General features: G+C 67.5%; 17 protein-coding genes and 1 riboswitch. Of the genes, 12 read left to right on the top strand and 5 right to left on the bottom strand.

Features of this window, described 5'->3' with window-relative positions:
- Window positions 1-18 precede the first annotated feature (18 nt).
- The 3 genes from J5M86_RS04125 to J5M86_RS04115 all read left to right on the top strand — a co-directional run bounded on the left by J5M86_RS04125 (window position 19) and on the right by J5M86_RS04115 (window position 3,021).
- Complete coding sequence (locus J5M86_RS04125; protein WP_188061505.1) at window positions 19-1,671, top strand: acyl-CoA carboxylase subunit beta; 1,653 nt, start codon at window positions 19-21, stop codon at window positions 1,669-1,671.
- On the top strand, window positions 1,668-1,886 hold the full coding sequence (locus J5M86_RS04120; RefSeq protein ID WP_188061506.1) for an acyl-CoA carboxylase subunit epsilon: 219 nt from the start codon (window positions 1,668-1,670) through the stop codon (window positions 1,884-1,886). The genes J5M86_RS04125 and J5M86_RS04120 overlap by 4 nt, the downstream gene beginning before the upstream one ends.
- A 214-nt stretch (window positions 1,887-2,100) precedes the next feature.
- A complete protein-coding gene (locus J5M86_RS04115) occupies window positions 2,101-3,021 on the top strand; it encodes a sulfite exporter TauE/SafE family protein (RefSeq protein WP_188061508.1) in 921 nt (306 codons plus the stop codon).
- Between the two features lie 31 nt (window positions 3,022-3,052).
- On the opposite strand, the gene J5M86_RS04110 is transcribed toward J5M86_RS04115, so the two are convergent.
- On the bottom strand, window positions 3,053-4,228 hold the full coding sequence (locus J5M86_RS04110) for an MFS transporter (RefSeq protein WP_188061510.1): 1,176 nt from the start codon (window positions 4,226-4,228) through the stop codon (window positions 3,053-3,055).
- A gap of 102 nt (window positions 4,229-4,330) precedes the next feature.
- On the opposite strand from J5M86_RS04110, the gene J5M86_RS04105 reads away from it, so the two are divergent.
- The 7 genes from J5M86_RS04105 (at window position 4,331) to J5M86_RS04075 (ending at window position 14,870) form a co-directional block, all read left to right on the top strand.
- Window positions 4,331-5,971, top strand: a complete 1,641-nt coding sequence (locus J5M86_RS04105) for a DUF885 domain-containing protein (RefSeq protein WP_188061511.1) — start codon at window positions 4,331-4,333, stop codon at window positions 5,969-5,971.
- A gap of 96 nt (window positions 5,972-6,067) precedes the next feature.
- Window positions 6,068-7,939 carry a Na+/H+ antiporter gene (locus J5M86_RS04100; RefSeq protein WP_188061512.1) on the top strand — a complete coding sequence of 624 codons (1,872 nt, stop codon included), beginning with the start codon at window positions 6,068-6,070 and terminating at the stop codon, window positions 7,937-7,939.
- Between the two features lie 114 nt (window positions 7,940-8,053).
- Window positions 8,054-8,124: riboswitch (cobalamin riboswitch) on the top strand.
- 105 nt (window positions 8,125-8,229) lie between these two features.
- The gene (locus J5M86_RS04095) at window positions 8,230-10,140 is read left to right on the top strand and encodes a hypothetical protein (protein ID WP_188061514.1); all 1,911 of its coding nucleotides are present in this window, start codon (window positions 8,230-8,232) and stop codon (window positions 10,138-10,140) included.
- 32 nt (window positions 10,141-10,172) lie between these two features.
- Complete coding sequence (locus J5M86_RS04090; protein WP_208965099.1) at window positions 10,173-11,240, top strand: hypothetical protein; 1,068 nt, start codon at window positions 10,173-10,175, stop codon at window positions 11,238-11,240.
- Window positions 11,237-12,382, top strand: a complete 1,146-nt coding sequence (locus J5M86_RS04085; protein WP_223158671.1) for an energy-coupling factor transporter transmembrane component T — start codon at window positions 11,237-11,239, stop codon at window positions 12,380-12,382. The genes J5M86_RS04090 and J5M86_RS04085 overlap by 4 nt, the downstream gene beginning before the upstream one ends.
- Complete coding sequence (locus tag J5M86_RS04080) at window positions 12,379-13,992, top strand: ABC transporter ATP-binding protein (protein ID WP_188061517.1); 1,614 nt, start codon at window positions 12,379-12,381, stop codon at window positions 13,990-13,992. The genes J5M86_RS04085 and J5M86_RS04080 overlap by 4 nt, the downstream gene beginning before the upstream one ends.
- Window positions 13,989-14,870: an ECF transporter S component gene (locus J5M86_RS04075; RefSeq protein ID WP_188061518.1), complete on the top strand. Its 882-nt coding sequence runs from the start codon at window positions 13,989-13,991 to the stop codon at window positions 14,868-14,870. The genes J5M86_RS04080 and J5M86_RS04075 overlap by 4 nt, the downstream gene beginning before the upstream one ends.
- A 5-nt stretch (window positions 14,871-14,875) precedes the next feature.
- Here J5M86_RS04075 and J5M86_RS04070 read toward each other — a convergent pair whose 3' ends face one another.
- Complete coding sequence (locus tag J5M86_RS04070) at window positions 14,876-15,310, bottom strand: hypothetical protein (protein ID WP_188061519.1); 435 nt, start codon at window positions 15,308-15,310, stop codon at window positions 14,876-14,878.
- Window positions 15,311-15,644: 334 nt separating this feature from the next.
- Between J5M86_RS04070 and J5M86_RS04065 the strand changes: the two genes are divergently transcribed.
- Window positions 15,645-16,286 carry a nucleoside triphosphate pyrophosphatase gene (locus J5M86_RS04065; protein WP_188061520.1) on the top strand — a complete coding sequence of 214 codons (642 nt, stop codon included), beginning with the start codon at window positions 15,645-15,647 and terminating at the stop codon, window positions 16,284-16,286.
- 30 nt (window positions 16,287-16,316) lie between these two features.
- Here the strand turns inward: J5M86_RS04065 and J5M86_RS04060 are convergent, their stop codons facing one another.
- Complete coding sequence (locus tag J5M86_RS04060) at window positions 16,317-17,408, bottom strand: YihY/virulence factor BrkB family protein (RefSeq protein ID WP_188061521.1); 1,092 nt, start codon at window positions 17,406-17,408, stop codon at window positions 16,317-16,319.
- A gap of 132 nt (window positions 17,409-17,540) precedes the next feature.
- Between J5M86_RS04060 and J5M86_RS04055 the strand changes: the two genes are divergently transcribed.
- On the top strand, window positions 17,541-18,179 hold the full coding sequence (locus J5M86_RS04055) for a hypothetical protein (protein ID WP_188061522.1): 639 nt from the start codon (window positions 17,541-17,543) through the stop codon (window positions 18,177-18,179).
- A 52-nt stretch (window positions 18,180-18,231) separates the two neighbouring features.
- On the opposite strand, the gene J5M86_RS04050 is transcribed toward J5M86_RS04055, so the two are convergent.
- Both J5M86_RS04050 and J5M86_RS04045 read right to left on the bottom strand, forming a co-directional pair.
- On the bottom strand, window positions 18,232-19,785 hold the full coding sequence (locus J5M86_RS04050; RefSeq protein ID WP_188061523.1) for an acyl-CoA carboxylase subunit beta: 1,554 nt from the start codon (window positions 19,783-19,785) through the stop codon (window positions 18,232-18,234).
- Entirely contained in the window at window positions 19,782-20,963 is a 1,182-nt protein-coding gene (locus J5M86_RS04045; protein ID WP_188061524.1) for an acyl-CoA dehydrogenase family protein, read from the bottom strand. Before J5M86_RS04045 ends, J5M86_RS04050 begins: the two co-directional genes overlap by 4 nt.
- Window positions 20,964-20,976 lie beyond the last annotated feature (13 nt).

Raw genomic sequence — 20,976 nt, 5'->3', positions numbered from 1 at the left:
AGGCTATTGTCTGTGTCCATGACAGGTGAGGCAGGTCACCCATCCGGTAGCGAAACCGCCCCGGAGCAGCCGGACATCGACATCCGCACGACCGCCGGGCGCCTGGCAGACCTTGATGCGCGCATCGAGGCTGCCGTGCACGCCGGCAAGGCACATCGCATCGAGAAACAGCATGCCAAGGGCAAGATGACCGCGCGTGAGCGCATCCGACACCTGCTCGATCCGGGCTCGTTCGTCGAACTCGATGCCCTCGCCCGGCACCGTTCCACCAACTTCGGTCAGCAGAAGAGCCGCCCGTACGGCGATGGTGTGGTGACCGGTCACGGCACGATCGACGGTCGCACGGTGTGCGTGTTCAGCCAGGACTTCACCGTCTTCGGTGGGTCGCTCGGCGAAGTGTTCGGCGAGAAGATCCTCAAGGTCATGGACCTCGCCATGAAGATCGGCTGCCCGATCATCGGCATCAACGACTCCGGCGGTGCGCGTATCCAGGAAGGCGTGGTCGCACTCGGGCTCTATGCCGAGATCTTCCGTCGCAATGTGCACGCCTCGGGCGTGATCCCGCAGATCTCGCTGGTGATGGGCCCGTGTGCCGGCGGCGCGGTCTACTCCCCCGCGATCACCGACTTCACCGTGATGGTCGACCAGACCTCGCACATGTTCATCACCGGCCCGGACGTCATCAAGACCGTCACCGGCGAGAGCGTCGCCTTCGAAGACCTCGGGGGCGCGCGCACCCACAACACCCGCTCCGGAGTGGCTCACTACATGGGCTCGGACGAGCACGACGCGCTGACCTACGTCAAGGATCTGCTGAGTTACCTGCCACCCAACAACATGGACGCCGGCATCACCTTCGCGCCGGTGACCGAGGAAGACCTCGAGATCAACGACGCCGACCGCGAGCTCGACACGATCGTGCCCGACTCGGCGAACATGCCCTACGACATGGTGTCGGTCATCGAACACGTCTGCGACGACGGCGAGTTCATGCAAGTGCAGGAACTCTTCGCACCCAACATCGTCTGCGGCTTCGGTAGCATCGACGGCCAGTCGGTGGGCGTCGTGGCCAACCAACCCATCCAGCTCGCGGGCACCCTCGACATCAACGCCTCGGAGAAGGCGGCACGCTTCGTGCGCACCTGCGACGCCTTCAACATCCCGATCCTGACCTTCGTCGACGTGCCGGGCTTCCTGCCGGGCACCGACCAGGAGTGGGGCGGCATCATCCGTCGCGGGGCCAAGCTGCTCTACGCCTACGCCGAGGCGACGGTGCCGCTGGTCACCGTGATCACCCGCAAGGCGTACGGCGGCGCGTACGACGTCATGGGCTCCAAGCACTTGGGGGCCGACATCAACCTCGCCTGGCCCACCGCCCAGATCGCGGTCATGGGCGCGCAGGGTGCGGCAAACATCTTGTATCGCAAGGAAATTGCCGCCGTCGCCGAGCAGACCGGTGGTGACGCCGAGGCGGTGGAGAAGCGCCGGCAGGAGTTGATCCAGGAGTACGAGGACACCCTGGCCAATCCCTACATCGCCGCCGAGCGGGGCTACGTGGACGCCGTGATCGCACCGTCAGAGACTCGCGTGCAGGTGATCCGGGCGCTGCGTGCGCTGAAGACCAAGCGCGAGAGCCTCCCGCCCAAGAAACACGGGAACATCCCGCTGTGAGCACCGACGACGCCGCGGCGGCAGCCTCCGTCGTCCGCATCGAGAGCACCCACGCGACCGCCGAGGAGATCGCAGCCGTCGTGGCCGTTCTGTGCAGCCTTGGCAGTGGATCATCCGAGCCTGAGCCCGCTCGCTCCCAGTGGGCCGGACGGGCCCGCGCCGGATGGCGCAGTAGCGCCCTGCCGGGCTCGCGCTTCGTGGAGCGTTCCCGCTAGCCCTCCCCGCTGACGCGAGTGCCGCGCGCGGGGACACTCGCGGCCCTTCGGCGCGCGCACCCCAAACGCCTCCGCACGCACCTGCCGACAGGTCGACAGGTCTTGTCGTCATGCGCTCGATTTCACCATCCGGACGGCCGTAGCGGCTGCACACCACCAGTCATTAGCTTGCATTTTGCTTTCACAAACTTTTGGTTATGGATAGGAACGTGAAATGCGCAAACTCGTCCTGCTTGCTCTGGTCGGCCTCGGCGCCCAGCTCGTCGACGGCAGCCTCGGCATGGCCTACGGCGTGACGTCCACGACGCTGTTGCTCGCCATCGGCACCAATCCCGCGGCGGCGTCGGCTACGGTGCACCTCGCTGAGATCGGCACGACCCTCGCCTCGGGCACAGCCCATTGGAAATTCGGCAATGTCGATTGGCCGGTGGTCTTCAAGGTGGGCTTACCCGGCGCAGTCGGCGCCTTCGCCGGCGCGACATTCTTGGCCAATCTCTCGACCGACACCGCCAAGCCGGTCATGGCTCTGATCCTCTTCACGCTCGGGTTGTACGTGCTGGGCCGGTTCACCCTTCGGGGCTTGCGCACCGACCGCCTGGGCCACCCGCTGCGCAATCGCTTCCTCTCCCCGCTCGGCCTCTTCGCCGGTTTCGTTGATGCCACCGGTGGCGGCGGATGGGGGCCGGTGGGCACGCCAGCGCTGCTGGCGAGCGGCCGCCTGGAGCCGCGCAAGGTGATCGGCTCCATCGACACCAGTGAGTTCCTCGTCTCGGTCGCGGCGAGCGTCGGCTTCCTGATCGCCCTCGGGTCGCAGGGCATCAACCTCGGCTGGGTTGCCGCCCTGTTGATCGGTGGTCTGATCGCCGCGCCCATCGCGGCCTGGTTGGTGCGCCACCTGCCCCCGCGCATCCTGGGCTCCCTGGTGGGCGGACTCATCCTGGTCACGAACGCACGCACACTGCTCAAGAGTGACTGGATCGACGCAGCTGACGGCACCCGCTACATCGTCTATGCCGTCCTCTACGCCCTGTGGGCCGCAGCCGTGACCTACAGCTGGCGCGAGTACCGCAAGGAACAGACCCTGCCGCACCACACCGCGACGCAGGATCATCAGACGCAGGCGACGCCGGCCTGATCCGGATCTGCATCAACAGTGCCCGTGCCCCTCAGCGGGGTGCGGGCACTACGCCATCCGGGGCGCGTCCGACGGCAACGGTCGCGCCTGCCCATGCGAACATCGACAGCGCGAGGAAGATCATCGAGGTCATGAAATCGCCCGCTGCTGCGTACAACGCGCCAGCGACCACCGGACCAAGTGAGGCGAGCAGGTAGCCGGCCCCCTGCGCCACGGCCGAGACGGCCGGCACGTCGGCCGGATCCTGCTGATGGGCGATCGCCGACAACGCAATGGCCAGCGGTAGGCCCTGGCACAGACCGCACAGCAGCACGCCGAAAGCAGCCGGCACTGTGCCCATCACCAGGAGCGCCAGCCCGAAGACATAGATGCTTGCCACCGCAGCGATCCAGGTCGTACGGCGCGACGACTGCAGCACTCGGGCACCCAGCATCGAGCCCGGAAATCCCAGGATGCTGAACGCTCCGAGCGCGATACCCGCCGCGGAGCTCGACCAGCCCTGATCGGCCAGCAGGGTGGGCAGCCAGTTGACGACGGTGAAGAAGACCAGCGACTGCAGACCCATCACCGCCACGATCACCCAGGTGACCCGCCGCTGCGCAACGCCCCTGATCCGAGTCACCGCAGGCGCGGCAGCGGCACTGCCCCGGTGTCCCCGACTGACCGACGTCCAGACTGCGAGCACCGCGAACGCCGGCCCGAGCCACACGCCGAGCGCCAGGGGCCACTTCCACTGCACTCCGTCGATGAGGGGCCGGGTCAGGAAACCACCGCTGGCGCCACTGACCTGGATGACGACGGTGTAGAGGCCCATCACTCGTGCGAGGTCGGACGCAAAGTGCAGGCGTGCGATGGCAGGAATCACGACGTTGGCCACGGCGATGCCCAGGCCGATGAGCAGGGTGCCGAGGAAGAAGGTGCTGACGTCGACGACGAGGCGCACCGCGATCCCCGAGGCGATCGCAGCAAGAGCCAGGCCGAGGGTGCGTTCCACGCCGACCCGCGCCGCCAACAACGGGGTGAGGAAGGCGAACACTCCGAAACAGATCAGCGGGAGTGTGGTGACCATCCCAGCAGCCACCGCCCCGAGACCGAGGTCATCGCGAATCAAGGGCAACGCCGGCGGGACGCTGGTCAGCGGCGCCCGGATGACCAGGGTCGCCAGCAGGAGGGCGACCAGTAGGCCCGGTGCGGCGACTCGTTTCACGCGGCGAGTCTAGGCAGGCAACCCATCGGCAGCGTGCGCGTCAGCGCACCAGAAGCACGCGGGACGGTTTGTCGGCTCCCCGGATTGGTTAAGTTCGAGGGCGTGACCCCGAATCGAGAACACTCCGCCATCGACCAGATCGCCGACGATCACCACGAAGCGACCGTCCGGCTCAGCCCGATCACCGCGACCTATCTCGGTGTTGCCGGCAGCGACGACAAACTCGACGACTTCTCCCCCGCCGGCTGGCAGGCAAAGGCCGACCAGGCCCGCGACACGCTGCGCAAGCTGGAGGCTGCTCACCCGATCGACGACGTCGACCGGGTCACCCTCAGCGCGATGCGCGAGCGCCTCGGCCTGGAGGTCGAGATGCACGAGGCCGGTGTGCCTCTGGCGTCCCTCAACGTGATCGCATCGCCGCTGCAGGAGGTGCGCGACGTCTTCGATCTCATGCCGACCGACACCGATGAACAGGTCGCCGTCATCGGCCGGCGCATGGAGGCTTTGCCCACCGCCCTCGACCAGTGGTTCGAATCGTTGCGTGAAGCCGCGTCGCGCGGCGATGTCGCAGCGAAGAGGCAGGTCGAGGCATGCATCCAGCAGACGGTCGACCACACCGCAGACGACGGCTACTTCACCACGTACGCCGCCCAGCACCCGCAGATCGCCGACCAGATCCGTTCTGCGGCAACGGCCTACGCGGGGGCCGGTGATCGGCTGCGGGCGGAGTTCCTGCCGCATGCTCCCGAGGCTGACGGCTGTGGACGCGAGAAGTACCCGCTCTACAGCCGCCAGTTCCTGGGCGCCACCGTCGACCTGGAGGAGACCTACACCTGGGGTCAGGAAGAGTTGGCGCGCATCACCGCCGAGATGCAGCGGGTCGCCGAGCAGATCAAGCCCGGGGCCACCGTCAAGGAGGCAACTGCGGCACTGGACGCCGATCCGAAGTACCAGTTGCACGGCACCGACGCACTCCAGCGCTGGATGCAGCGCAAGGCCGACGAGGCAATCGACGAACTCGCCGGGAAACACTTCGACGTGCCCGAACCCGTCCGCACCATCGAGTGCATGATCGCACCGACCCAGTCGGGCGGCATCTACTACACCGGGCCGTCCGACGACTTCAGCCGTCCGGGACGCATGTGGTGGTCGGTGCCCAAGGGAGTCACCGAGTTCGGCACCTGGCGTGAGCTGACCACCGTCTACCACGAGGGCGTTCCGGGGCATCACCTCCAGGTCGCGCAGACGATGTTCCGCCGCGAGCTGCTCAACAAGTGGCGCCGTATGGACGCCTGGACCTCCGGCCACGGCGAAGGTTGGGCCCTCTACGCCGAGCGGCTGATGGACGAACTGGGTTTCATGGACGACCCGGGTAACCGGATGGGCATGCTCGACGGACAGTCGCTGCGTGCGGCTCGGGTGGTGCTCGACATCGGCTTCCACTGCGGCTTCGACGCGCCTGCGGAAGTGGGCGGCGGCGAATGGACCTACGACAAGGCGTGGACCTTCCTCAACGCGCATTGCGACATGAACGAAGGCTTCCTGCGCTTCGAGCTCGACCGCTACCTGGGATGGCCCGGCCAGGCCCCGTCGTACAAGATCGGCGAGCGCCTCTGGCTGCAACTGCGTGAACAGGTCGCCCAGCGCGAGGGTTCCTCGTTCGACCTCAAGGCCTTCCACCGCAGGGCTCTCGACATCGGCGGCGTCGGCCTCGACACCCTGCGCGAGGCCGTCCTGGCCTGACCCTCGCCCACAAACCGGACGCAAATCACCCGCTACCACCCCCGGTAGCCGTGCACTTTGCGTCCGGTTTGTGGGGCGGGGCCCCATACTTGCGCGGTGGAGCTCGCAGAAATCGCGCTCGCGCTCGTCGCGACCGTCGTCCTGGTCACCGCGTTGTGCCGAAGGGTGTCGCTGTCGGCGCCACTGATCCTCACCGCGCTCGGAGCGGTGGTGTCGTTCGTGCCGGCCATGCCCGAAGTGCACCTCGATCCACATGTGGTGCTCGTCGGGTTCCTCCCGCCCCTGCTCTACGCAGCCGCGATCAACACCTCGCTGATCGACCTCGGCCGCGAACGCCGGCAGATCATCGGGTTGTCGGTATTCCTCGTGCTCGCGACGGCTTTCGCGGTGGCTGGGGTGACCTGGGCGCTGGTCGCCGCCGTGCCCTTCGCGTTCGCGGTGGCTCTCGGCGGTGTCGTCGCACCACCCGATGCTGTCGCGGCGACGGCGGTGGCGCGGCGCATCGGTCTGCCCCGCCGCATCGTCTCCATCCTGGAAGGCGAGTCACTCTTCAACGACGCCACGGCGCTGGTGGTGGTGAGCATGGCGCTGGAGGCCGCGACGCACGAGGTCACCGGCCTCGACATCGCCGTTTCCTTCGTGCGCTCGGCGGCAGGCGGTGTCCTCATCGGCTACCTCGCCTACCGCCTGCTGAAACTGGTGCGTCGCCACCTGCGTGACGCGGTCACCAATGTCACGGTGTCCTTCATGGCTCCGTGGGTGGCCTACGTGCCGGCTGAGATCGTGCACGCGTCCGGAGTGGTCGCCGTCGTCGTCTGCGGGGTGCTGCTCGCGCACACCTCACCGGTCGACCAGACCGCCTCGGCCCGGGTCGCGCAGCGGATGAACTGGGCCTCCATCCAGTTCATTCTGGAAAACCTGGTCTTCCTGCTCATCGGCCTGCAGGCCCGCACGATCCTCGACGAGGTGCGCACCTCCGAACTCGGCCTGGCACGCACCTTCCTCATCGCCTTCGCCGTGCTGCTCACCGTCATCGTCGTCCGACCCATCTGGATGCTCGCATTCGCGATGTTGGGACGCTCTCGAGACTCCGCCACGTCACTTTCGCTGCGTGAGAGCGCCGCCACCGGGTGGGCCGGGATGCGCGGCGTGGTCACCCTCGCTGCAGCATTCCTCCTGCCGCAGGACACCCCAGAACGTGCACTTCTGGTCTTCACGGCGCTGGTCGTGACGATCGGGACGCTGACCCTTCAGGGCTTCACGCTCGGACCGCTCGCCCGCAAGCTCGACCTGCATGGCCCCGACCCACGCGAGGAGGCGCTGCAGTACGCGCAGATGCTGCAGATGACGGTGAACGCCGGCGAGCGCCGACTCGATGACGAACTCCAGAAGTCTCCGGGGGTGCCCGACGACATCGTCGGCGCGCTACGCCTGCAGGCCCAGCGGCGGGTCAACCCGGCCTGGGAGCGCCTGGGTAGTAACGATCCCGACGTGGAAGCGCCCTCGACCGCCTACCGACGGCTGCGTTCGGCGATGTTGGAGTCGGAGCGGGAAAAGCTGTTGCACCTGCGCGACCGAGGCGTCATCGACCACGAGGTGCTCTCCGAGATCCTCGCTGGACTCGACGTCGAGGAGTCGATGATCGCGCGTGTCAACGACCGGGACGAACGCTTCTCCGATGCCACGCTGCTCACCCCGGAGGTGCGCCGCTTCGGATGTGAAGACCTGCAAGATGTCGACGAGTGTGTCGAGCCGCTCAGCCACGACGGCTGCCCACGATGCACGGCCGAAGGTCTGCATCCGGTGGCACTTCGCATGTGCCTGAGCTGCGGCGAAGTGGCCTGCTGTGACTCCTCGGTCGGCAAGCACGCGACCGCGCACTACGAGCAGACCGGTCATCCCGTCATGCGCTCGTTCGAACCGGGCGAGGCGTGGCGCTGGTGCTACGTGCACCATCTGCTGGGCTGAAACCGCCTGCGCCACAAGGAAACTCATCCTCCGCTCGGGCCCGGATTCGCCACGGTGACATCTGGCACGTAGCCTGGCACACAGTGCTCCGAGCGGGCACTGCGAACGAGTTTGGGGGAAGCCGGTCGAATCCCGGCGCTGTCCCGCAACCGTAGGCGAGGTCTTCCTCGCGAGCCGGAATGCCCAATTCTTCGCTGCTGAAAAAGACTGTCGTGGACTGCAGTCGGGCAACCGGTTTCATGTCGCAAACCGGTCTCGCGCGGTTCACGCCCAAGGGCGAAGGACCCGGGATGACATATCGAACTGCGACGGGGCGCCGCGGCGTGACCACTGCGCTGACTGCTCTCACCGCCACCACCGTGATCGGCGCCATCGCTGTGATCTCCCCTGCGGACGCCTCCGGCACACGTCCGACCCACGGCGATCCGGCCGCCGCCAAGGATTGGCTGCTCACCCAGATCGACCCCGGATCCGGCGGCATTCCCGGCTTCGTCGGCGCTGATTGGGGTCTGACGATCGACGCCCTGTGGGCAGTGAAAGCGAACGGCGGCACCACCGCGCAGACGCAGAAGATCTGGTCGGCCGTGGCCAAGCACGCCAAGGACTACGCCGGTCCGGTCACCTATGGCGACATCGACTACATCACGGCCGGTGCCAGCGCCAAGGTGCTCTTCGCCGCGGCAACCATGGGAGCCGATCCAACCGCTCTGAAGCAGGCCGACGGCAGCACCCTGAACATCCTCGATCAGACCACCACGCTGGTCGCGACGAGCGGCCCCGGTAAGGGGCGCCTGAAGGATCCTGAAGCCACCGGTTACGACAGCACCAACATCTTCAGCCAGAGCCTTGCCGTGCTCGGCTTCATCGGATCCGGCGTCCACAAGGCAAACCCGGGGCTCGTCCAGAGCACCGTGGATTTCCTTGTGCGACAAGAGTGCTCGGCCGGGTGGTTCCCGATGTTCTACCCCGACGACAAGACCTGCGACCAGCAGAATGCGGCGGGTGAGGTGGCGCCCGACAACGACGGCACCGCCATGGCACTGCAGGCGCTGCTCGCGGCGAAGAAGGCTGGTCTGAACGTACCCTCGGGCGCGACCGAGCGAGCCTCGTCCTTCCTGGTCTCGGTGCAGAAGCCGGACGGGTCGTTCGGTGGCGGGGTGAGCACCGAGGGCGCGAACACCAACAGCACCGGCCTGGTCGCCGCTTCGCTGTACGCCGCCGGTCAGACCGATGCAGCGGCTCGGGCCGGACGCTGGGTGGCAGGTCTGCAGTGGACCGGAAGCGGCAGCGCGCTCGATTCCGATCGCGGCGTGATCGCTTACGACGCAACGTCTTTCGCCGAGGCGAAGACCGGTGGCATTGGCCCAGGCATCGACCAATGGCGCCGCGCCACGGCTCAGGCGATCTTCGCACTGCACCCGGTGCCGTTCAGCGAGCTGACCGGGGTCGTCGACACACCCACCACGCCCCCGACGTCCACCAGCACACCGACGACGACCTCGACGGCCACCGCGCCGTCGACCAGCGTTCCCACGTCACCGGAGCCCTCCACCACGCGGCCTTCCACTTCTGCGCCGTCCACCTCGGCGCCCACTACGAGCGCACCGAGCACCTCGACTCCGGGCACTTTGGAGCCCACGACAAGCCCCGAGCCCAGCAGCACCACGCCGAGCACACCCAGCGCGAGCGCGACGACGTCCAGCGGGTCCGGCTCTGCTGCGCCGTCCAGCACGGCAGTGCGTCCAGGTGCTACCGCCTCGAGCACGACGGCGACCCCGGTGCAGCCGCCCCGGAGGCCGACCGGATCCGCACCCGCGATTCGTGTCGCGGTGCCGGACGTCCGCACGGTCATCTCGCGCGCGTTGCAGCACTCCAGCGCCCAGCCGTCGGCCACCGGTCCGGGAGGCGTCGACCCGTTCGCGACGCAGCCCGCACAACCCGGCCAGCAGGGCTCTGCTACAACGAATTCGCCTGCACCATCAAGCAGTTCGACCTCCAGCGCCAGCACCTCGGCGGCCGCAGCAAGCTCACCGGCGAGGGCGACGCCCGAGCGCAGCACCCAGGCGGCCGCCGCACCGGCACAGTCGGCTGATGGAGGCGGTGGCGGCACGAACTGGTGGCCGCTCGCCCTGGCCGTCGGTGGAGGCGGAATCGGTGGCTTGCTGCTGCTGGTCGGCCTGAGCAGGAGGGGTCAGCTGTGATCGCCGCACGCCCTGCCCGGTCCGCAGCCGCTTTGACTCTCGCCTTCGCGGGGTCGGGCATGGTCTCCTTCGTCGCGGCCCCCGCCGCACACGCTGCCGGTTACGACGGCATGTGCAAGGACGCCAACGGCACCACCGTGGTCGTCGACTTCCAGGCGCTGGGCGGTGGCCTGGTGATCCGCTGCGCGCCGAACATCCCGCCGGGTTCCACCGGCCTGGACGCCCTCAAGCTCGCAGGTGTGCCCTACGCCGGCGTGGCCCGCTGGGGAGATGCTTTCATCTGCCGGCTCTACAACCGCCCCTCGGCCTCGGAGACGATTCCGGTTGCGGGCATGCCGGGCTACAAGGAGGCCTGCATCAACACGCCGCCGGCGAAGGCCTACTGGTCGTACTGGTGGGCCGAAAACGGTGGCACATGGCGGTACTCGCAGTGGGGCGTCAAGAATCGCAACGCGATCAAGGGCGGCTTCGAGGCCTGGTCGTTCTCGCTGAACGCGACGGCGACCACCAACCCCCAGCCGCGCCTGCGCCCGCTTCGACCGACTGCGGCGACGCCACCACCCGCACCGACCAGTTCGTCGGGCTCAACCTCGGCTAACAGTTCGGCCCGTCCCCCTTCGACCTCGGCGACGGCGGGATCCACGACATCCGGCTCGCCAGCGGCGCCGTCTGCTGCGGGCGCGCCACAGGGCAGTAGCCAGCCTGGCTCCCCCGGTCAGGGTGCGAGCTCGAACGGTTCGAGCGGCACTCCCGCGGCCCCGGGCACCTCCGGTGCTGCTGCAAATTCCAACCCGGCCGCCACCGAGAACGCCACGGCCACGTCGCTGCCGCCGAGCCTCGCGGCCAAGGAGCCGTCGTCCGCGGCCGCGAGCAAGAGCTCGAGTGCAACGGCCGGGGCGACCAGCACAGGCGCGAACCCGAGCGGCGGCCCGGCTGTTGCCGCGGGCGTCCAGGTGGCCGATTCCGACAAGTTGGCCCGTGAGGCCAAGGAGCAGACCTCCAGTTCGCTCAACACTCCGACGCTGCTCGGCGCCGCAGTGCTCACCTTCCTCGCGGTGCTCGGCGCCGGAACAGCCCTGCGTCGCCGGCGTAGTTCGTGAGTCTGCTGGGCGAGGCGCGGCGGCGGGCGATCGTCTCCCGCCTGCCCCGCGCGATCCACCCGGTCGCGTGGTGGATGTGGGCGATCGGGTTGGCGGTAGCGACCACCTGGACCACCAACCCACTGTTGTCGCTGCTGTTCATCGCGGCTGCGGCATGCGTGGTGTTCAGCCGGCGAGGCGATGCTCCGTGGTCGCGCTCGTTCCGGCTGTACGTGTGGTTGGGCGTGATCATCGTGGTGCTGCGGGTCGGCTTCCGGGTGATCTTCGGCGGCGGTGACGGCACCGATGTGATCGTGCGGCTGCCGGAGATTCCCTTGCCCGCGTGGGCCGCCGGCATCCGCTTGTTCGGCACGGTCACCTGGCAGTCGGTGCTCGGCGGGTTGTACGACGGCTTGCGGCTCGCCGCGATGGTGATCTGTCTGGGCGCCGCCAACTCGTTGGCCAACCCCAAGCGGCTGCTGAAATCGGTGCCAACTGCGTTGTACGACATCGGAACTGCGGTGGTCGTTGCCGTTTCGGTCTTTCCGCAACTGGCCGAGAGCGCACAGCGGGTGCACCGGGCTCGCCGGCTGCGCGGTGGGGTGGGCAAGCGACACGCGGTGCAGGCCCTGGTCATTCCTGTGCTGGCCGATGCTCTGGACCGATCGCTACTGCTCGCAGCTGCCATGGATTCGCGGGGCTACGGCCGCCACGGACGATCCACCGCGCGGGCCCGCTTGATCACCGGATCGCTGACCATCCTCGGACTCATCGGCGTGTGCGTCGGTGTCTACAACGTGTTGGGTCAGGACTCCCCGGGATGGATGAAGATGCCGACGCTGCTCACCGGAATCGCACTGGGTTGCAGCGGACTCTTCGTCTCGGCGACCCGCAAGCGCACCACCCGCTACCGCCCCGACCCCTTTGATTTCACCGCGCTCACCGTGGCCGCGTGCGGCATTGGCGCCGCCACCGTGATGTACCTCGCCACCCAGACACAACCGGCGCATCTCACCCCCACGCTCTCGCCGCTGCAGTGGCCGGTCATCGACTCGCTGCCGCTGGTCGCCGCACTGGCCGCCATGCTGCCGGCCGCTCTCGCTCCGCGCGCTCCCCGCACCGCCGAAGTCGCTCCACCAGCTCGTGAGGAAGTGCCGGCATGATCCAGCTCGACGGGGTGGGCGTGCAGTACGTCGGCGCCGATGCACCGGCGCTTCAGGACGTCGACCTACACATTCCCGAAGGCGAGTTCGCGCTCGTCGTCGGCACCACCGGGGTCGGCAAATCGACGTTACTCGGGGCGATGAACGGCCTCGTGCCGCACTTCACCGGTGGCCGACTGCGCGGACGCGTCACAGTCGGCGGCTACGACACCCGGCAGCACCCGCCGCGCGAGATGGCCGATGTCGTCGGCCGGGTGGGGCAAGACCCCGTCGCCGGTTTTGTCACCGACACGGTCGAGGAGGAGCTCGCGTACGGCATGGAGCAGCTCGCCGTGCCGCCGACCGTCATGCGTAAAAGGGTCGAAGAAGTGCTCGATCTGCTCGGCATCGCCGACCTACGGTCCCGTCCCTTGCATATGTTGTCAGGTGGACAACAACAACGCGTGGCGATCGGCAGCGCGCTCACCACCCAGCCGCAGGTGCTGATCCTGGACGAACCGACGTCCGCTCTTGATCCGACGGCAGCTGAAGATGTGCTGGCTGCTGTCACGCGGCTCGTCCACGACCTCGGGACGACGGTGGTCATCGCCGAGCATCGGATGGAACGCGTTGTGCAGTATGCCGATTCGCTCGTACTGCTGCCCGGCAGCGGACGCGTGGTGCACGGACCAGCCGCCACCTTGATGCAGGACTCCCCCATCGCACCACCGGTGGTCGAGCTCGGCCGACTGGCCGGTTGGCAGCCCCTTCCGTTGTCGGTGCGTGACGCCCGACGCAGTGCGGCATCGCTACGAAACGGTCTGGCAGGCAAGCACATTGAGCGGGTGGAACGTCGGCCGAGCGATGGACCTCCCGCGTTGCAGGCGAAGAAGGTCACCGTCACCTACGGACCGAAAGTTGCCGTGCGGGAAGTCGATGTCACCTTGCGTCCAGGCACCGTCACCGCGCTCATGGGCCGCAACGGCTCCGGGAAGTCAACGCTCATGTGGGCGCTCCAGGGAGCACTGCCCCGACATTCGGGCAGTGTGCGCGTCGGCGACATCGACCCGGCGCAGGTCTCCCCCGAACGCTCACGGGCCGCCGTCGGCCTCGTGCCGCAGAGCGCGGCTGACCTGCTGTACCTGCAGACCGTGCGCGCCGAGTGTGAAACAGCGGACACCGCCGCCGGGCGTGAGCCGGGTAGGTGCCGTGCCCTGCTCGACAGTCTCGTCAGCGGTATTCGCGACGAGCAGCATCCGCGCGATCTGTCCGAAGGCCAGCGGCTCGCCCTCGTCCTTGCGGTGCAACTGACAGCGCAGCCTCCGGTGCTGTTGCTCGACGAACCGACTCGCGGCTTGGACTACAGCGCAAAAGCGCAGCTGCACAAGCAGCTCGATCTCCTTGCTGCACAGGGACATTCGGTCATGGTGGCTACGCATGATGTGGAGTTCGTCGCCCAAGTCGCCGACCGGGTGATGGTGATGGCCGAAGGCGAGCTCATCGCCGATGGCCCGACGGACGAGGTGATTGCCTCATCGCCGATCTTCGCGCCGCAGGTGGCCAAAGTGCTCCATCCGTTGCCCTACCTGACCGTCGACCAGGTGCGACGCGCAATGCAGGTGAGCGCATGAACCGCCTCGCTGGACGCTCCACGAGCGCCGCCCCAGCAGTCGAGGGCGATGACCTGGTCACCACCCTCGACGGCCCGGCCGTGCGGCTCGGACTGCGCTCGGGAATCACCATCGCGCTGGCGTCCGTGGCCGGTCTGGTGATGTTTGCGTGGCCGCTCTTCACCCGGGTCTCGCCCGAACCAATGCAGCACGGCACGGACGCGCCGTTCATCTTCATGGCCGTGCTGCCGGTGCTCGTCGCCATCGTCCTGGCGCAGATCGCCGACGGCGGAATGGACTCCAAGGCGCTGGCCATGCTCGGAGTGCTGTCGGCCATCAACGCTGCCTTGCGACCACTGGGCGCCGGCACCGCCGGCATCGAGACGGTGTTCTTCCTACTGATCCTGGCCGGGCGGGTGTTCGGGCCAGGATTCGGCTTCGTGCTCGGCTGCACATCGCTGTTCTCCTCGGCGCTGCTCACGGCCGGCGTCGGGCCGTGGCTGCCCTTCCAGATGTTGTGCTCGGCGTGGATCGGGTTGGGCGCCGGGCTGCTGCCGCGCCGCGTGCGCGGCAAGCGCGAGATAGCAATGCTGGTGGCATACGGCATCGTGGTCGCCTATCTCTTCGGCGCGTTGATGAACCTGTGGTTCTGGCCCTTCATCGCCGGCGCCGAAGTGCCCTACTACGAGGGTGGTATCTCCTACATCCCCGGTGCGCCGTTATTGGAGAACCTCCACCGTTTCGGCATCTTCACGCTGCTGACCTCCACCGGCGGGTGGGACACCGGCCGCGCAATCACCAACACCATCGCCATCCTCACCCTCGGGCCAGCGGTGCTGACAGTGTTGCGGCGCGCGGCGAGGCAGGCGTCCTACGACCCCATCCGCGCGACCGACTGACCTGCCTATTCCGACTCTTGCGGAACCGTGGCGAGCATCAGGAGCTGCTCGCTAATGCCGCTGGAGCTTCGAGAGCGGCCGTCCGAGCGCGTCTGCCACCGGTCGCGAAGAGCCGATAGTTCCTCTCGCAGTTCTCTCGCCTCCGCAGAGGTGAGGAGCAGAGTGGCACCACACTGAAGGCTGTCGTCGGCGGACACGGACTGACCCCCGGGCACTACCCGATCGATCGCGGTCATTCGATGACCTCGGCTTTGGTAGACCAGCAAGTCGCCGCCGTACATCACCTCGGGTGCGGTGCGCACCAAACTTCGGATCAATAGGTCGTTCAGCCGGGCGAGTTGCTTCTCCAGCAGAGCATCCGGCAAGAGCGCGCCTGGGACGACGAACTCGTCGGCGACGGTGCGGTAGAACGCAATCGGTGCGGCGCTCGACGATCTCAAGCGCACCCAGACCCGTCCAGCGCCGCACCCAGTAGTGCATCTTGCTCATGGGCTTGTCGAGGTATTCGCATGCCTGCGCCACACTGCGTGGCTGTTCGAAGAAGGGCGCCAGGTATTGGACGGATGGGGGCGAGGAGAGCGCGGCGGCGAGCTCGACGTCATCGACGCGCAATGTGCGAGGCATCTACTCAGGTCAATTGGATAGCAATCGAAGTAGGGCCGCGCATAGCGTGCGTGACGTGAATTCGACGATACAGCTCTACGCCCTCCAAGCCGAGGCTATCGGTAGTGGACGACAGCATGCTCGACGTCGCCACGCCCTAAGCTCGGGCGGGTGCGATTCGTTCTGGCATCCGCTTCCCCTGCCCGCTTGGCAACCCTGCGTTCTGCAGGCGTTGCCCCCGAGGTGATCGTGTCGCACGTCGACGAACCAGCGGCGACCGCGGAGGCCGAGAAGCGCTACGGACCATTGGAGCCCGCCGGCGTCGCGCTCGTACTCGCCCGCGCCAAGTGTGAGGACGTCGCCGGCCGGGACGACGCGGACGACGCACTGGTCTTGGGGTGCGACAGCGTGCTGGAGTTCGAGGGTGCTGCGTACGGCAAACCGAGTGATGCAGCTGATGCGATCAGCCGCTGGCAGCGCATGCGCGGCAAGAGCGGGGTGCTGCACTCCGGTCACTGGCTGATCGACACCCGCGCCGAGGGCACCGGCGCCACCTTCGGAGTGACGGCGAGCACCGTCGTCCACTTCGCCGACATTGACGACGAAGAAGTCGAGGCGTACGTCGCCACCGGCGAACCACTCCACGTCGCAGGCGCATTCACCGTCGACGGGTTGGGTGGGCCGTTCGTGACCAGCATCGAGGGCGACTTCCACAACGTCGTCGGCGTCAGCCTGCCCGCGCTGCGCGAACTGCTGCAGGAGATCGACGTGCCGTGGCACAGCATCCGCCAAGGCGCCAGCAGCACGGCCTGAGGCAGACCGACCTCGCTCCCGACGGTCGGCTCACTCCGAGACGGAGGGCTGATCCTCGCTCACCGCAGTGGAGCCCGACCGCGGCGAATCGCCGCGGTGCGGGATGGGGCGGGAGGGCATGGGCTGGGTCTCGCCGGAGCCGTCATCACCGGTGCGCGCGCTGCGGCCGGAATCGTCGAAGGTCACCTGGATCGCTTCGAAACCCTTGGCCCGCATCGCTTTCGCCTGGCCCTCGTATGCCTTCTCGTCGCCACGGGTGAGATCGACGGCGTCGGTGAACGGGGTCAGGAGTGCGCGCGGATAAAGCTTGCGACGGCGCACGACATCGATCTCCAGGGAGAAGACGATCAGCAGTGCCGCCACGTAGATGAAGGCCAGCATGCCGAGGACGAACGCGAAGACGCCGTTGATCGCGGACGCATGCTTGATGACGGTGTTGACGTAGGTGGCGCCGTAGGTTTTCAGCGCCTCCCAACCGATCGCCGTGACGGCGGCGCCCACCCACAGATCGCTCAGCCGCAACGTGCGTGCCGTGGCCATCTGGTAGGCCGCGAGGAAGACCACCATCGACAGCAGCACCGACAGGAGGCGGATGGTGATGACCGCCGGACGTCCGGAGATGAGGGTGTTGATGTAGAGCGAGAGTGCCGTGGTGAGGAGCAGACCGAAGCCCACGGTCACCAAGAGCACGAAGGAGCGTCCGCGCGATTTGAACGGGTTGGGCCTGCTGTTGCGGGGCACCTGCCAGGCGGTGTTCGCGGCGTACTGCAGAGCCTGCGCAGCGCCCAGCGCACCGTAGAGCGCACCGAGGGTGCCGATGACCACCGCCGCGATTCCACCGTCCAGCGCAGCCGGCGCCTGAAGTTGGTCACCGATCACGGGGAACTCCGCGAGCGCTGATTCGAGCAGCCGGTCGCGCAGGCCGGGGTTGCCCCGGAGCACCCAACTGAGCACGGTCGAGGCCAGCAGCAGCACTGGGAACAACGAGATGAAGGTGTAGTAGGTCAGCAGCGCCGCCAGGTAGGCGCCCAGATCGTCGAAGAACTTGTAACAGACCGCGATCGGGAAGCCCAGCACCGGGTGGCGGCGCTGGAGCCGATCGACCCGGTCACTGAACGACATGTGCGCAACCTATCCCGACGCACGGGTGGTCTTGCGCAGGTGCGCGCTTCGCGTAGCGTGTGCACTCGTGCGGACGCATCGTTCGTGCATCGCCGACGCGCCACGGTTCGCGTCTCATACCTCTGGACGACGATGGCTGATTCCAAGCAAACGCCCCGCGGCGACGATGAGCGTCCCGGGATCATGGACTTCTTCGACCAGACCGACGACGACCGCGAGTACGACGATTCGGATCAAGACGACCACATCGACGACGAGGTCGACAGCAACGACCACGAGGACGAGGGTCGGTACGGCGCTGGCGGCGGCCTGAACGCTCCCCTGGTGGCCGGTGCCGGCGTACTTGCCGTGCTCCTGCTCGGCCTCAGCTGGTGGGTGGGACGCGCGAGTGCATCGGGTGAGACCAGCGAGACGACGGTGACCCAGGCGGCGCAGACCGTGACTGTCGCGCCGAGTGACACCGCGACCACGAGCACCACACCCACGAGCACCGCCGCAGGTCAGGCGCCCACGACCACCGTCACCACGACGGTCAGCGCGGCCGGGGCGGCAGCGGCCACCGTCACCCGCACTGCAACGGTGACCCGCACCGCAGCTGCCCGCACGGTCACGACATCAGCAGCGGCGGCGACAGTCACCACCACAGCCACAGCCACGGCCACCTCGACCGCGACGGTCACCGGTCCGGCGCAGACTGTGACGGTGACCGCTCCACCGCCTCCCCCCGTCACAGTGACCGTGACGGTGCCGGGGCGTCCCCCGCAGCCGTGACGAAAATGCCCGCCCCGAAGTGGGGCGGGCATTCTTGCTTTCGCGGGGCAGGTCAGACCGGTGGGATCGACCGGCGACGAGTGCTGAAGTGACGATCGCGGCCAGCGGCATAACGCAACCGGTGCAGCAGTTCGTCCCGCAGGGCTGACGCCTCGACGACGCCGTCGATCACCAGGTCGGCGGCGAGACGTTCGAGATCGACGTCCTCGAGGTATTCCTCGCGTCGTGCCTGCACGAAGGCTTCGCGTTCGGCGTCGTCCTCGATCGCAGCGATCTTGTTGGCGTACACCGCATTGACGGCCGCTTCGGGCCCCATCACCGCGATGCGCGCGGTGGGGAGTGCCAGCGTCGCGTCCGGTCCGAAACCAGGGCCGCCCATCGCGTAAAGCCCTGCGCCATAGGCCTTTCGAACCACGACGCAGAACTGCGGCACGGTGGCCGACGAGACCGCCGACACCATCTTTGCGCCGTGGCGGATGATGCCGCCACGCTCCACCTCGGAGCCGATCATGAAACCGGGCACATCAGCCAGGTAGATGATCGGAATGTTGTAGGCGTCGCACATCCAGATGAAGCGAGCGGCCTTGTCGGCAGAGTCGGTGAAGAGCACGCCGCCCTTGACGGCGGAGTTGTTGGCGATGAGCCCGACACTGCGTCCGTCCATCCGCCCGAAGCCCACCACGAGCTCGGGAGCGAACAGCGGCTTGACCTCGAAGAAGCTGTCGTCGTCGACGAGCCCGTCGATCACCTCGTGGATGTCGAAGGGCTGGCTCTCGACCTCCGGCACGACGTCATCGGTGAGCGGCGCGGCCGGTGCTTCGGGGTGGTAGACCGGCCCGTCGCTGTGCCAGTTCTGCGGGAGATATGAGAAGAAGAGCTTCGCGAGCTCGATGGCCTCGGTGTCGTCGGACGCGAGCAGGTCGCCCACCCCCGACTGGGTGCAGTGCATCCGTGCGCCGCCGAGGTCTTCCAGCGAAACCTTTTCTCCCACAACCATTTCGGCCATGCGGGGCGAGCCCAGATACATCGACGCGTTGCCCTCGACCATGATGATGAGGTCGGTGAAGGACGGGATGTAGGCGCCACCCGCGGCGGACGGCCCGAACAGGCAGCAGACCTGCGGCACCTTGCCCGACAGCGCCACCTGGTTGTGGAAGATGCGGCCCGCACCGCGGCGACCGGGGAACATCTCCACCTGGTCAGTGATGCGCGCACCGGCGGAGTCGACCAGCCAGAACACCGGGAGTTCTTCGCGCAGCGCCATCTCGGTGGCGCGCACGATCTTCTCCACGGTGCGCGAACCCCACGAACCAGCCTTCACGGTCGGGTCGTTGGCAATCACGATCGCCGGCCGGCCATCCACCGTGCCGCGACCGGTCACCACGCCATCGGCCGGAAGCCCCGTTGCGGTGGAGTTTGCGTAGCGGCCGTCCTCGACGAACGACCCTTCGTCGAAGAGCAGCGAAATGCGTTCTCGCACATAGAGTTTGTTCTGCGAGTCGAGCTTTGCCCGAGCTGCCTCGGACGGAGCTCGTGAGGCGTCGTACGCCGCCTGCAGCCGGGCGCGGACGTCCTCGACCCGAGGGTCCTTGGGGTGGGCCGTCACGACGGGAGCCCCAACCCACGGGCGATCAACATGCGCTGCACTTCGGACGTCCCTTCGCCGATCTCCAGGATCTTCGCGTCGCGGTAGAACCGCGCCACCGGGAACTCTTCCATGAAGCCGTTGCCACCGAAGATCTGCGTGGCGATCCGCGTTGCGGTCACCGCGGCCTCCGAGGAGTACAACTTGGCGATGGACGCCGCCTGCTTGACCTCCTTGGCGCTGCGACGGCCGGCTTCCAGTTCGTCCTTGAGCCACGCCGCCTTGTAGGTGAGCAGGCGGGCAGCCTCGACCATGACCGCCAGATCGGCGACCTGGAAGGACACCCCCTGGTTGACGCCGATCGGCTTTCCGAACGCGATGCGCGTCTTGGAGTAGTCAGCCGCGGCCTCGAGACACGCCTGTGCGAGACCGACGGCGAGCGCCGAGATCGCGATGCGGCCGTCGTCCAGCGTCTTGAGGAACTGCTTGAAGCCCTGACCGCGCTCCCCGAGCAGGTTCTCCTCCGGCACGACACAGTTGTCGAACGACAGGCCGTGGGTGTCGGAGATGTGCCAGCCGAGCTTGTTGTACGCGGGCTCGACGGTGAATCCCGTTGTGCCCGAGGGAATCATGATGGCGCTGATCTCGGCCTTGCCGTCGGCGGTCTCGCCGGTGCGGGCGGTCACCGTGACCACGGAGGTGCGATCGGTGCCGGAGTTGGTGATGAACGACTTCGCGCCGTTGACGGTCCACTGGCCGTCGGCGAGCGTCGCCTTGGTGCGGGTGCCGCCGGCGTCCGAACCGGCCTCGGGCTCGGTGAGGCCGAAACCGGCGAGGGTGTGTCCGGCCACCAGGTCGGGCAGCCAGGCCTGCTTCTGCTCGTCGTTGCCGTAGGTCAGGATCGGGTTGATGCCAAGCCCAACGCCCGCGGAGAGCGTGATGCCCATCGACTGGTCGACACGTCCCAGCTCTTCGATGGCCAGGCACAGGTAGGTGAAGCCGCCTTCGTCCAGGCCGGCGCCGCCGTACTCCTCCGGGACGACGAGTCCGAAGAGCCCGAGCTCGCCCATCTGCGGCACGAGTTCAGAGGGGAAGTGGTGGTCGCGATCCCACTGCGCCACGTGCGGAGCGATCTTGGATTCGGCGAAGTCACGCACGAGGTGGCGGAAGTCTTCGTGGTCCTTGCTGAGCTCGAACATCGGGCGGGTCGAC

This window comes from Yimella sp. cx-51, from assembly GCF_017654605.1.
Taxonomy (GTDB): Bacteria; Actinomycetota; Actinomycetes; order Actinomycetales; family Dermatophilaceae; genus Yimella.
This window is presented reverse-complemented; position numbering and strand designations above follow the sequence as displayed.

Coding starts and splice junctions, on each gene's coding strand:
- J5M86_RS04125 (WP_188061505.1), top strand. CDS start 19: ATGACAGGTGAGGCAGGTCACCCATCCGGTAGCGAAACCGCCCCGGAG.
- J5M86_RS04115 (WP_188061508.1), top strand. CDS start 2,101: ATGCGCAAACTCGTCCTGCTTGCTCTGGTCGGCCTCGGCGCCCAGCTC.
- J5M86_RS04095 (WP_188061514.1), top strand. CDS start 8,230: ATGACATATCGAACTGCGACGGGGCGCCGCGGCGTGACCACTGCGCTG.
- J5M86_RS04080 (WP_188061517.1), top strand. CDS start 12,379: ATGATCCAGCTCGACGGGGTGGGCGTGCAGTACGTCGGCGCCGATGCA.
- J5M86_RS04075 (WP_188061518.1), top strand. CDS start 13,989: ATGAACCGCCTCGCTGGACGCTCCACGAGCGCCGCCCCAGCAGTCGAG.
- J5M86_RS04060 (WP_188061521.1), bottom strand. CDS start 17,408: ATGTCGTTCAGTGACCGGGTCGATCGGCTCCAGCGCCGCCACCCGGTG.
- J5M86_RS04055 (WP_188061522.1), top strand. CDS start 17,541: ATGGCTGATTCCAAGCAAACGCCCCGCGGCGACGATGAGCGTCCCGGG.
- J5M86_RS04045 (WP_188061524.1), bottom strand. CDS start 20,963: ATGTTCGAGCTCAGCAAGGACCACGAAGACTTCCGCCACCTCGTGCGT.